14 protein-coding genes are annotated in these 11784 nt (G+C 45.0%); 1 reads left to right on the top strand and 13 read right to left on the bottom strand.

Annotated features, from left to right (window positions below; genetic code table 11):
• Positions 1-239 precede the first annotated feature (239 nt).
• Positions 240-470 (bottom strand): anti-sigma-F factor Fin family protein, encoded by a 231-nt coding sequence (locus BM415_RS22515; protein ID WP_091161483.1) that lies wholly within the window; start codon positions 468-470, stop codon positions 240-242.
• Between the two features lie 239 nt (positions 471-709).
• Positions 710-1270: an aminoacyl-tRNA hydrolase gene (gene pth, locus BM415_RS22510; RefSeq protein WP_091161550.1), complete on the bottom strand. Its 561-nt coding sequence runs from the start codon at positions 1268-1270 to the stop codon at positions 710-712.
• A gap of 150 nt (positions 1271-1420) precedes the next feature.
• On the opposite strand from pth, the gene BM415_RS22505 reads away from it, so the two are divergent.
• The gene (locus tag BM415_RS22505; protein WP_091161481.1) at positions 1421-1621 is read left to right on the top strand and encodes a hypothetical protein; all 201 of its coding nucleotides are present in this window, start codon (positions 1421-1423) and stop codon (positions 1619-1621) included.
• 80 nt (positions 1622-1701) lie between these two features.
• Here BM415_RS22505 and BM415_RS22500 read toward each other — a convergent pair whose 3' ends face one another.
• From BM415_RS22500 to BM415_RS22450, 11 genes are all read right to left on the bottom strand, one after another.
• Complete coding sequence (locus BM415_RS22500; RefSeq protein ID WP_091161480.1) at positions 1702-2655, bottom strand: ribose-phosphate diphosphokinase; 954 nt, start codon at positions 2653-2655, stop codon at positions 1702-1704.
• Between the two features lie 95 nt (positions 2656-2750).
• Entirely contained in the window at positions 2751-4151 is a 1401-nt protein-coding gene (gene glmU, locus BM415_RS22495) for a bifunctional UDP-N-acetylglucosamine diphosphorylase/glucosamine-1-phosphate N-acetyltransferase GlmU (RefSeq protein ID WP_139237052.1), read from the bottom strand.
• Positions 4152-4412: 261 nt separating this feature from the next.
• Entirely contained in the window at positions 4413-4697 is a 285-nt protein-coding gene (spoVG, locus tag BM415_RS22490; protein WP_047914164.1) for a septation regulator SpoVG, read from the bottom strand.
• Between the two features lie 189 nt (positions 4698-4886).
• The gene (gene purR / locus BM415_RS22485) at positions 4887-5720 is read right to left on the bottom strand and encodes a pur operon repressor (RefSeq protein ID WP_091161478.1); all 834 of its coding nucleotides are present in this window, start codon (positions 5718-5720) and stop codon (positions 4887-4889) included.
• 116 nt (positions 5721-5836) lie between these two features.
• Positions 5837-6691: a 4-(cytidine 5'-diphospho)-2-C-methyl-D-erythritol kinase gene (ispE, locus tag BM415_RS22480; protein ID WP_091161476.1), complete on the bottom strand. Its 855-nt coding sequence runs from the start codon at positions 6689-6691 to the stop codon at positions 5837-5839.
• Between the two features lie 150 nt (positions 6692-6841).
• Entirely contained in the window at positions 6842-7024 is a 183-nt protein-coding gene (locus BM415_RS22475) for a small, acid-soluble spore protein, alpha/beta type (protein ID WP_091161475.1), read from the bottom strand.
• 242 nt (positions 7025-7266) lie between these two features.
• The gene (locus BM415_RS22470; protein ID WP_091161473.1) at positions 7267-7545 is read right to left on the bottom strand and encodes a biofilm formation stimulator Veg; all 279 of its coding nucleotides are present in this window, start codon (positions 7543-7545) and stop codon (positions 7267-7269) included.
• 260 nt (positions 7546-7805) lie between these two features.
• Entirely contained in the window at positions 7806-8711 is a 906-nt protein-coding gene (yabG, locus tag BM415_RS22465) for a sporulation peptidase YabG (RefSeq protein WP_091161471.1), read from the bottom strand.
• A gap of 93 nt (positions 8712-8804) precedes the next feature.
• Positions 8805-9692, bottom strand: coding sequence for a 16S rRNA (adenine(1518)-N(6)/adenine(1519)-N(6))-dimethyltransferase RsmA (rsmA, locus tag BM415_RS22460; protein ID WP_091161547.1), 888 nt, complete (start codon positions 9690-9692; stop codon positions 8805-8807).
• A gap of 4 nt (positions 9693-9696) precedes the next feature.
• Positions 9697-10242, bottom strand: a complete 546-nt coding sequence (gene rnmV / locus BM415_RS22455; protein ID WP_091161469.1) for a ribonuclease M5 — start codon at positions 10240-10242, stop codon at positions 9697-9699.
• 168 nt (positions 10243-10410) lie between these two features.
• On the bottom strand, positions 10411-11637 hold the full coding sequence (locus BM415_RS22450; protein WP_091161468.1) for a 3D domain-containing protein: 1227 nt from the start codon (positions 11635-11637) through the stop codon (positions 10411-10413).
• Positions 11638-11784: the final 147 nt, after the last annotated feature.

Here is an 11784-nt window from a genome sequence, read left to right as displayed (position 1 = left end):
CTCTTATAACTTACTTTACTATTAATATAACCTGTAACGGTTATACAACTGTAAACATATGGATAATGAATCTGATTTTATCATAATCTTTTTTGACTAACCTTACCAGCAAAAGTGGAGAGGCCGCAGCCAGATAACTGAAAAAAAAGCCTCAGCAAACGCTGCCAAGGCCGCAAGGCTGGATGCATAATTCCCATCCTTAAAGCACTGTTCTATGCTTTTTGATTCCCAATTAACCGCTATTGCAGCGGGCTTGTTAACAGACTAAGCTCTGGGTTAACCAGTATAGCCTCATTACAGTAGTCACACGTAATGTTTACCAGCATTTCGCCTTTTGAATTATAGGCTATTATATCCCTTCGTTCTGCAGGGGTCAAGAAATGAAGACCCAGTCTTGCTTCTGTTACTTCGGATGAATCAATCTGTCCGATTGAAGTTCCACAATGCCTGCAGACATAATGAATTGGCATACTCAATACCCTCCTGAAAAGAAATGATATCTTCTATTCTTTCCAGAAATCACGAGTTTATATAATCCATTGAAAATCCTTCTGTAATTCAGTTGATTCAGCTCGGCTGATTCAATTGAATTTCAATGTATATTCGATTGATTCAGCCCGGCTGATTCAATTGAGTTACAATCTATATTCAATTGATTCAGCCCGGCTGATTCAATTGAACTGCAATGTATTATTCAGTTGATTCAGCCTCAACCATTAAATTTCGCCATCGTCCGTTCAAAAGTATCCTTCATAGCATACTCGAGGGCGTCACAGGTTGCTTCAATCATAGATTGGACGGCCTCCTGCTCCTTCTTCGCAAACTTAGACAGAACATAATCTACAATTGCGTAGCCTGGCTCCGGTCTCGAAATACCCATACGAACACGATTGAACTGCTGTGTCCCTGTATGCTGAATAATGGATTTGATTCCATTATGGCCGCCGGCACTGCCTTGGTATCTGAGCCGGATCTTGCCCACTTCAGTGTCCATATCATCATAGACTACAATGAGATCTTCAAGGGCAACCTTATAATAATCCATATATGCTCTGATCGATTCGCCGGAGAGATTCATATACGTCATTGGCTTAATCAGCACAGCCTTCTCCCCTTGTATCATTCCTTCTCCGATGAGAGCCTTGCACTTGCTCTGATTAATAGTGATGCCATGGCGATCTGCCAAAGCGTCGAGTGCCATGAATCCTATGTTATGCCTTGTCTTGGCATATTCGGAACCGGGATTGCCAAGTCCCACTATCCATTTCATATGAGAGGCTGCCTCCTTCATATTTCATATTGCTTCCTTGCCAGCGCACAAATCTTGAACTACCAATTGGACTTACACGCAGTTTCACTTTACAATAAAAACAATTGTTCAGATTCGATCAGCATAACAGCAAGAAAGGATGAACCGGTCATGCGCCATGATATTGAACGTTTAACGCAGCCGTCCCAATTTCAGCACCATTTGGAACAGGCCATACCGGTGCAAGTGTATGACCACGGCAACCATGTCGAGATCGGATGCATTACTATTTATGATGAGTACTTTGTTGAAATTAACGGTGCTCTGTTTAACCGATCTCATCATCAGTTCATTTCAAGGCCCGGATATTAAATAACCGGGATACGCCGACAGGGGTTACATTGTCGTCCTAGACGACAACGTAACCCCTTTTTCTTGTTTCATGCAGATCTTTATTCGATTTCAAACAATTTACTAATCGACAATTCCTCGTGAACCCGAATAATGGCTTCGCCAAGCAATGGAGCGACGGATAAGACATTCAGTTTCTTCGTTGGATTCGGATGTGTAATTGGAATCGTATCCGTTACAACAACTTCCTTCAGCGGTGAATTCTCCAGACGCTCCATAGCAGGGCCTGACAATACAGGATGCGTACAGCAAGCGTACACTTCTTTGGCTCCGCCTTCCATAAGTGCGTTGGCACCCAGCACAATAGTACCCGCAGTATCGATAATGTCATCGATCAAGATCGCAGTCTTGCCTTCAATATTACCGATAATATTCATAACTTCACTCACGTTAGGCTCCGGTCTGCGCTTGTCGATGATCGCAAGCGGAGCGTTCAGGAAGTCAGCCAATTTACGTGCGCGTACAACGCCGCCATGGTCAGGAGACACGACAACAGGATTCTCAATTTGCTTGGAACGGAAATACTGTGCCAAGATCGGAACCGCCAGCATGTGGTCTACCGGAATATCGAAGAAGCCCTGAATCTGCATGGCGTGCAGGTCCATCCCGATGACCCGTGTCGCTCCAGCTTTTTCAATCAGGTTAGCTACAAGTTTAGCTGTAATCGGATCTCTTGAGCGTGCCTTCCGATCTTGTCTTGCATATCCATAATAAGGAATGACAACATTGATCGTTTTGGCGGATGCACGCTTCAAGGCATCAATCATAACCAGCATTTCCATCAAGTTGTCGTTTACAGGGGCACAAGTCGACTGAACAATGTAAACATGACTGCCACGTACACTTTCAGACAGCTTCACTTGAATTTCACCGTCGCTAAAGCTAGTGGTACGGGACTCACCCATAGGAATACCAATGTAATCAGCAATTTGGTGTGCGAGCTTCGGGTTCGAGTTACAAGTAAATATTTTTAATTTGGAATCAAAATAAGTCATAAAATAAAAAACCTCCGTGCTGGTTCATTGGAATCTATTTTTAGATCTGCTGTGTCTAAACGTCGGCGCTGCTTTATCGCGAAATGCAGCAAAAATTAGGATTTAACGTTATTCTTCTTGGCTTTCGCACGTCCGCGAATCTTTTCTGCATAGCCAGGTTTATTCTCTTGACGGGTTCTTGCAATAGCAAGGTCATTCTCCGGAACAGCATGCGTAATGGTCGAACCTGCAACAACATAGGCGCCCTTACCTACTTTGACAGGGGCAATCAAATTCACGTTACTGCCGATGAAGGCATCATCTTCAATTTCTGTGACAGCTTTATTATATCCATCGTAGTTCACAGTTATCGCGCCGCAGCCGATATTCACATTCTTACCGACATTTGCATCGCCTACATAGCTGAGGTGAGAGACCTTCGAGCCATTGTCAATGGTCGCATTTTTGATCTCGACAAAATCGCCAACCTTCACTTGTTCTCCAAGCTTGGTTCCTGGACGCAAATATGCAAATGGCCCTACGGTTGTTTCATTACCCACTTCGGCATCGACTAATACGGATTGTTTAACGGTAACGTTATCGCCAATAACACTGTTCTCAATATCTGTATTCGGACCAATGACCGATTGCTCTCCAATCTTGGTGCTGCCCTTCAGAATCGTTCCAGGGTACAAGACAGTGTCTGCGCCAATCTCTACATCCGCACCAATATAGGTGGAAGAAGGATCAATAATCGTTACCCCGTTCAGCATATGCTTGCGAGTAAGACGTTCGCGCATAAATCCTTCGGCTTCCGATAGAGCTACACGATCGTTCACACCAATCGATTCTGCTGCATCATAAGTCATGAAGGCCTCAACTGTTTCGCCTGCTTCACGAAAAATACCGACAACGTCAGTGAGGTAATATTCTTGCTGTGCATTGTTGTTCGTTACTTTATCCAGAGCTTCAAACAATTTTGCATTGTCAAAGCAATAAGTGCCTGTATTTATTTCTTGAACTGCATTTTCTGTTTCATTGCAATCCTTCTGTTCAACGATCTTCGTTACAGAGCCATCTTCGCCCCGAATCACACGGCCATAACCCGCTGGGTTGTCCATATGAGCGGTCAGAACAGTAGCTGCAGCACCGCGGCTTTCATGCAGCTGCATCAAGCCTTCAAGCGTTTCACTTGTAACGAGCGGGGTGTCGCCGCAAATGACAATCGTGGTTCCTTTCTCAGAACCTAGCAAATCCTTAGCCTGTTTAACGGCATGTCCCGTGCCAAGCTGCTGCTCTTGTAATACGTATTCTGCGGAAGCTCCCAAGTAGGATTGTACAGCCTCTGCTCCATGTCCTACCACGACAACGTTACGAGTCACGCCTGCACGTTTTACGGTATCTAGAACGTGGCCGACCATCGGTTTGCCGCATACAGGATGCAACACCTTATATAATTTGGACTTCATTCGTTTGCCCTGCCCGGCGGCAAGTACAATAGCCATTTTCTTCAACATCCCGACCTCCTGCGCTGAAATTGTAATGTTATCCATTCTGCTGTTACAGAACGATAAGGATCCCATTTTTCGTTCACTTTGAAAGGAATAACGGTCTAGTCAACATCAAATTGGGCACAAGCAAGCAACCCATAATCCAAATTATGGGAGATAATTGATTGGTGCTCCAATATTGCTCATTAATGAATATACTTCATTCTTGAAAAAAAGAAAAGAGAGCCATAAAATGACCCTCTTTTCTTTCGAACCCCAATAATGTTCTTAAGCGCCTTCTTCGATAACCTCTTCCTCCGTCGCAGCACGTTCGTATTCAGCTAAAACAGCCGCTTGAATCTTCTCGCGTGTACCGGAAGAAATCGGATGGGCGATGTCACGGAATTCTCCATCGGGAGTCCGTTTGCTTGGCATAGCAACAAACATTCCGTTGTTACCATCAATAACGCGAATGTCATGAACGACGAACTCATTATCGATCGTAATCGAAGCTATAGCCTTCATTCTCCCCTCAGAGTTGACACGGCGGAGTCTGACATCTGTAATCTGCATGTGTGTTCACCACCTTTTTCCATCGGAACTTGGTGTATAATTCCACACAGCATGCAGAAACTCCTTCTTTTTATTTCCATAAAAATATCCTAATTTAAGGAATTTTTTGAGTTTTGGTGCGATTCAAGGGCTATTCGACAAAACTTGCGAAAGATCGATAGAAATCCTTCTGCATCGGGGAAGTTTATGTCACTCGCTTCGATTGAAATAATTACCCGGTACTACCGTGATTTGTTTCGTTTTGGGATCCACAGCCGTCAGGGTTGCCAGTGAAACATAATCATGAAGAAGACGTTCTTCAGAATCGACCTCGCCCGACTCAACAAGCACGCCGACTCCTGCTACTTCCGCATTGAACTCGCCCAGTAAGTCGATCATACCTTGCACTGTTCCTCCCGCCTTCATAAAATCATCGACGATAAGTACGCGAGACTTCTCTGGGAGTGCCCTTCTAGACAGGGACATCGTGTGCAGACTCTTATGAGAGCCGGATACGTAATTGATACTAACAGCTGAGCCTTCTGTCACTTGATGATCTCGTCTAACTAGGACTACAGGAAGATTGAGCTGTGAGCCTACCGCATAAGCAAGCGGAATTCCCTTGGTCTCTACAGTCATCACGACATCAATGTTTCGTCCTGCAAATGCCGTAGCCATAATCTTGCCGATCTCGTTCGTGGTAGCGGGCTGACCAAGCAGATCAGACATGTACAAATATCCGCCAGGTAGAATCCGATCCGGCTGTTCGAGTAATTCACATATATTCTGTATGAAGGATAAAGAACGTTCGTAGGACATCTTGGGCATAAACTTTACCCCGCCCGCTGCGCCAGCGAGTGTCTGCAGGTCCCCCATTCCTTCATCCTCAAATACTTCTTTGATAATGGCAAGGTCTTCGCTGATCGAAGATTTCGCCGCACCATAACGCTCTGCAAAAGTCGTTAAGGGAATCAGTGTATGTGGTCTCGAAAGCAAATATTGTGTCATTTCTACTAAACGAGCGCTTCGTTTTAATTTCTTCACGTCGATTCCTCACGATCTATCTCCAAATCCGAATGTTTACAATTCAATATATCATTTTTGTACGTATTTGTACAACAATCAATTTGTTTTTATACTATAAATAGAAAAAACAAAGTTTATGTCAGTAATCTTACTGCATACACTTCTTTGCAAAATCCTCGCAGGCCATTATAAATCCTCGGCACCTTCGATTCTTTCGATACAAGACCGAAGACGGTAGGTCCACTTCCAGACATGAGAACTCCGTCAGCTCCGAGCTTAATCATGGCTTCCTTCAATTGGCCTACTTCTGGATGCAGCTGCAAGGTCACATCCTCTAATACATTACCCAGTTCCTTACAAACCCCTGCAAAAGACTGATTGCGAATCGCATCTTCCATTCTTTTGGCGGATGGATGTCTCTCAATCTGATCGCTGCGTACACGACCATATACCTCTGCTGTAGATACGTTAATCGGCGGCTTCGCCAGCACTACCCAGCATTGCGGTGGATTCGGAAGCTGATGAAGCTTCTCTCCTCTTCCTGTAGCTAGTGCTGTTCCTCCTGTTATACAAAAAGGTACATCCGAGCCGAGCTCCGCACCCAGGAGCCTCAGCTCTTCATCAGATATACCAAGACCCCACAGCTTGTTTAAACCTCTCAGGGTTGCCGCAGCGTCACTGCTGCCGCCTGCAAGACCGGCTGCGACGGGAATCTTCTTATCCAGGTGAATGTATACACCTTTCTTGACATCGTATCTATCCTTCACCAGCTTGGCAGCCTGGAAGGCCAAGTTCTTCTCATCCAGGGGGATATATCCCGCCTGACTTGATATCATGATTGTATCCCGCTTGATTTCTGACATTTCAATCCGATCAGCAAGATCAACCATGGTCATAATCATTTCTACTTCATGATAACCATCGCTTCTTTTATGTAATACATCCAACATCAAATTAATTTTCGCAGGAGCTTTTTCATAAATTTTCAAGGCGACTCACCCACCCTCAGCTATTCCCTCAAGACAACTTAACATATTATATCAAAAGCGGGCTGTCAAGTCATATTTTTACCTGCACAATTGCTTCATTCTTTTAAAATATATAAAAGCCCCCTGTTGTATTCAGGGGGCCCTTCTTCGTTATTCTTGACCTTTGCGTGCTGCCTGCTCTGCAAGCTGTATAGCCCTCTTCACCATATTGCCTGCATCCTTGGCTTTTATCCCGCCCCATCCTTCTTGTTGAACGGTATCATAAAAGCCCAGGTCCTTGGCCAGCTCATACTTGAGCTCTTCTGACATTACACTGCGTCTTCTGCGGCTCATAAGGCTTCCTCCTTATTAGGGGACTCATAATTTCATGTTTCGATCGTTATTATGCCTCATGCGGGTTAACAATATTCGCAGTGGATAAACGTTTGTTAAGCCTATGCTTATACGCCCTCCTTAAGCACGCACCAGCTCTCTCACACTTAATAAGACGGAGCTGGAAGCTAATCCTCTCACTTGCGCAATAAAAAAAACGGCCCCGTCCTTGTATGGACGAGAGCCGCCTAGAGAAATCAAGCTTACACTTCGTTGTACGATATTTCGCTGATCACTTGCTCAGGATCATATACTGAAACCTGTACTGTTTCAGTCAATATATCGGCGTAACTGTAAGACACCCGTTTAAACGTTTGCTGTTCTTGATCTAGCTTCACAATAAAAACAGAAGGGTACGTTTCTTCCAATACACCAGTACGCTCAATTGTCTTGCGGCGTCCACCGTTTGCACGAAGTAGAATCTTCTGGCCAACATGAGCGTCGAGACTGCGTTTGATATCCAATAGCGAATTTTTAGCCATGGCTAACGACCACCTCTTTCCTTGTCCATTATACAAGGACTTTCAGAGTTTGTCAAATGATCAATTATATCAGCATCAAAATTGAGTTGTCAACGAATATTTTAGCAAAATTATCGCTTTAACATAGCACAACGCTTTTCCAATCCCATTTGATTCTAGCTCACTGATTTTTAACACGATTAACCCTTGTTAAACGAAGCAAAAAAAAGACCCCTTCAAATTAAGGAGTCTATATGCTATATATACTTCTTCAGTAAGCTTTAGATAGCCGCTGGCGAGACCTTAAGGGTGGACAGATCCTGAAGGGGCGGTAATCCAATCCGATAGCTCCCTCTGGACTCAAGTCCACCGACACCTTCACTGCCGCTAATGGTGTGATGGATGATATCATTTATGTTAATGGTATCCTTCACCGATGTAAACGCCGCCTTCGCTGCCACATACACGGGATCAAGCGCATGTATTAATACCCGACTAGGGCTGCTGGCGAAATTTGCTCCTGCACGAATCAGTGCTTCGAAATGAGACTGACATGCACCTGCAACGATCGTCAGCGCATCCAAATGCCACTCATATTGTCTGGCTACCTGGACGGCTGCAATGAAGTTGGATGAGTTCTTATAATGATTGATGTTATACAGATCATAGGGCTGTCTGCCCTTTAATACCCCATCATGGCCTGTAATGACAACAATATCAGGGCGTGAGCGTGGCAAGAGCCGATATAACGTATCCGCCATTGAAGCTTCATGTACATAATGTCCTTCGGCAGGTACACGTAGTCTGTCATACAATGCCATACTTTTCTTAAGATAATTGGGGTCTCCATCCAAATGGAGCACCTTGCCAGGCATTTCAAAAAAAGAAGGAGACTCTGTCTGTGTGTTCTTGTTCCACTCATCAACCAACCCCGCCTGGTTACGCTGTGCTTGCTCCAGACGATGCTTCTGCAATAGCGAGTAAGATTCATTTGCTTTAATATGTGCCAGCCTGGTTTTGTTCGTCTCTGGCTCATATGGCACTCTGATCAGATCATTCAGAGGAGAATCCGCAAAGAGCCTGAATTCGGTCCCTTTAATGTATGCTTTATTCTCCTTGAGGCCCTCCACTCGGAACGTGATATCTCCCCCATACGATTTCCGAACGACCAAGTCTCCTATATTCATCAACGTTATCACCTCTAACCCTATGTTATGGGCGAGGCAGGGCTTTGGTTCATCTCTTTTTCTTAATTTCCGGAAACACGAGTGATAAGCTTGTTAGAGCCTTATTCCGGCTTCCAGCAAGACATCGCTTAAACGAGCATACTCCTCAATACTGAGTGTCTCCCCTCGTCTCGTAGGTTCAATCCCAGCCGCCTCCAGCATGGGCTCCAGCTGGTCTCTGTTTTCTTTTGTAAAGAAACGACTCTTTAGATTATTAGCAATTGTCTTCCGTCTCTGTGCAAATGAAGCATGGATAACTTCAAAGAAAAACTTCTCATCCTTCACTTCAACGGGAGGCTTCTCTCTTACCTTTAACTTGATGACTGCGGATTCAACATTAGGCTGCGGAATAAATACCGTGTGGGGTACGATGCATACCAGTTCAGGCTCACTGTAATATTGAACCGCGATGCTGAGCGTCCCATAATCCTTCGTTCCCGGGGAAGCAGCCATTCGTTCTGCAACTTCCTTCTGAATCATGACAACAATGCTGTCGAGCGGCAGCTTCTCCTCGAGAAGCCTCATCAATATAGGTGTCGTTACATAGTAAGGCAAATTAGCAACAACGCTGACCTTGTCCATACCTGCGAAATTTTTTGCAAACAATTCAGGAAGATCTGTTTTAAGAACATCTCCATGATGTACATATATATTAGAGTAAGGTTCCAGCACTTCTGTAAGGATCGGAATCAAGCGTTGGTCAATCTCAACTGCGGTCACCTTCCCTGCACGCTGTGCAAGCTTCTCTGTCAGTGCACCGATTCCCGGTCCAATCTCAAGTGCCCCCTTATGTTCATTGAGATCAGCTGCATCCACAATTTTATGAAGAATATTTTGGTCGATCAGAAAATTTTGTCCCAGGCTTTTTTTGAAAGAAAACCCGTGTCTTGCAATGATCTCTTTCGTTCGTCTTGGCGTTGCAATCTCATCTATATTTTTCACGTTCTCACGATCCCTCACGTTCTATTTGCTCTAGTGCTCGTACAAATTCCTCACGGCTAATCTGGAACATCGTCAGCCGCTTATGCAGCTGCTTGCCATTACAATATCCTATACCCAGAATGTTGCCCAGCATCATACGCCGATTCGCAGCGTCCTTATGGACGATAAGTCCAGCTTCGATCAGATCTTGCCAGTCTATAAGCGGCTCTGCACCATCATAGGTTGTATGCACCTTGGACAGTGCTGCCCGTATTGAGTCGGGAGATGCATTCTCTACACCAATATCGCCTTTGCGGGTCGCATCCTGCTCCTTAATGAACGCATGCTTCACGCCAGGAATCTTGTTTGATATAATCTTGCGAATTCGCTCGCCTGCATGATCGGGGTCCGTAAAGACGATAACACCCCTTCTTTGCTGGGCAAGCTCGATTTTTTTAAGTATTCGGCTGTTTATAGCGGAACCGCCGGTTTCAATCGTATCTGCATCCACTGCACGCTTGATGGCTACGGTATCATCTCTGCCTTCAACGACAATGATTTCTTTAATCATGACCACATGACTTCCTTTCTAAACAAAAAGAGAAGAGGAAAAGCTCCTCTTCTGCATGTTAAGGGGCAAACGATAGACTTGCTGTCTAAACTTTCGTTCACCTTATATAGCATCACCTAATCTTGATGTTAATACTATAACATCAGGGACGTGATTGTAAAATATATTTTAATTCAGTTCCGGCTTCACCGGACCGATAACGTATACTGTTTTACCTTTTTTACGGCCAAAATGGATAGCCTGCTCTAAGCTGTCATAATACACATCAATTTTGTTGCCCTTAATTGCGCCGCCTGTATCTTCAGCACGACGGAATCCTACGCCTTCAATGTATACCCACCATCCAAGAGGGATCACATCAGGGTCAACTGCGATAGTACGTCCTTCCTGTACACGCGTGCCGGAAGCCGTCTTCGTACCAATACCCTCTTGTTCAGAGGAATAAGCCGTCATAGATACATTGCTTAGTACTTTTTTGGCCTTAAACGTAACTCCGTCCTTCGTGACGGATTCGCTGTCACTGGAAGCAGATACCTTCTTCACTTTATCAGCAAGGCTTGCTGATGATTTCGAAGAGGAAGCATTAGAAGATTTAGCTGCAGCTGTGGATTCAGTCGTGCTTGCAGCGGCAACTACGGTCTCCTGAACAGGTTCAGGCTTCTTCTTCGTTCCTACGGCAATGACTTTGTCAACACGGTTGGATTCAACCTTCTTGCCCGTCATTTTCTTGGACACCAATTCGCCATCCTGGAAGGTCTTCTCGATCGTCTGAACGATTACACCTTCCTTGCCGCTCTGAATGACCCGGTTATCGCCCTTGTACAAGCTTGGGTCAGCCGTTTTGATCACCTTGAACGGAATGGAAGCTTCCTGTGTTGCTGTTTGCTTGGTCACCCGGACTACTCGAATATTAAGATCCGCCTTCACCGCAGTGTCAGCAGCGGGATATACTTTATCATCTTCTGATACTTCGATGCTATGTGCAGCAAGTGCTTCCTTAACTGTATCTTGTGTCGTATAAATTTGCTCTGTCTCACCGTCTGCCGTTACGTTAATCGCTACAGCCCGGTTAATAGTTACTCGATCCCCATCTTCAATCTCATCACTCAAAGACATCGAGACTTCGTCATGCGGACTGACTGCGATTGAATGCTCATCCAGCACTTCACTAAGCATTCCTTCACGCGTTTCCAAGGTTTGAGCCTTGCCGTCCACGACGATTGAAATTTCCTTGCCTCCCTGACCATACACAATGAGTGAGATCATGACTAACAGTGCGATTGAGAAGATTGCGACTAGTGTGATCTGACGCAGATTCTCATGCTTCCATCGCAACGCGTAAGACTTGCTGGATGATGGTGACTCATGGGTCTCCTCTAGTTGGAAATTTCCCACTTCCTCCGTCCTCCTTCATAGTCCCGCCGTCAAGAGTATTGCATGATTGTATTTGACGCGACTATACCGATTTGTCTACAAAACCGGAGAAACTCCCGTCCGATTCTGCATCATGTGCCACTCTTCGCAGCATGATGTCACCTCCTG

The organism is Paenibacillus sp. 453mf, from assembly GCF_900116105.1.
Taxonomy (GTDB): domain Bacteria; phylum Bacillota; class Bacilli; order Paenibacillales; family Paenibacillaceae; genus Paenibacillus; species Paenibacillus provencensis.
The sequence above is the reverse complement of the archived record's forward strand: the minus strand, read 5'-3'. Positions and strand labels throughout refer to the sequence as shown.

What these genes read in the sequence shown, in the direction of transcription:
- BM415_RS22515 (WP_091161483.1), bottom strand. Translation starts at nt 470, where the DNA reads ATGCCAATTCATTATGTCTGCAGGCATTGTGGAACTTCAATCGGACAG.
- BM415_RS22470 (WP_091161473.1), bottom strand. Translation starts at nt 7,545, where the DNA reads ATGGCTAAAAATTCGCTATTGGATATCAAACGCAGTCTCGACGCTCAT.
- rnmV (WP_091161469.1), bottom strand. Translation starts at nt 10,242, where the DNA reads ATGATTAAAGAAATCATTGTCGTTGAAGGCAGAGATGATACCGTAGCC.
- BM415_RS22475 (WP_091161475.1), bottom strand. Translation starts at nt 7,024, where the DNA reads ATGAGCCGCAGAAGACGCAGTGTAATGTCAGAAGAGCTCAAGTATGAG.
- BM415_RS22500 (WP_091161480.1), bottom strand. Translation starts at nt 2,655, where the DNA reads ATGACTTATTTTGATTCCAAATTAAAAATATTTACTTGTAACTCGAAC.
- BM415_RS22505 (WP_091161481.1), top strand. Translation starts at nt 1,421, where the DNA reads ATGCGCCATGATATTGAACGTTTAACGCAGCCGTCCCAATTTCAGCAC.
- yabG (WP_091161471.1), bottom strand. Translation starts at nt 8,711, where the DNA reads ATGAATATAGGAGACTTGGTCGTTCGGAAATCGTATGGGGGAGATATC.
- glmU (WP_139237052.1), bottom strand. Translation starts at nt 4,151, where the DNA reads ATGTTGAAGAAAATGGCTATTGTACTTGCCGCCGGGCAGGGCAAACGA.
- spoVG (WP_047914164.1), bottom strand. Translation starts at nt 4,697, where the DNA reads ATGCAGATTACAGATGTCAGACTCCGCCGTGTCAACTCTGAGGGGAGA.
- pth (WP_091161550.1), bottom strand. Translation starts at nt 1,270, where the DNA reads ATGAAATGGATAGTGGGACTTGGCAATCCCGGTTCCGAATATGCCAAG.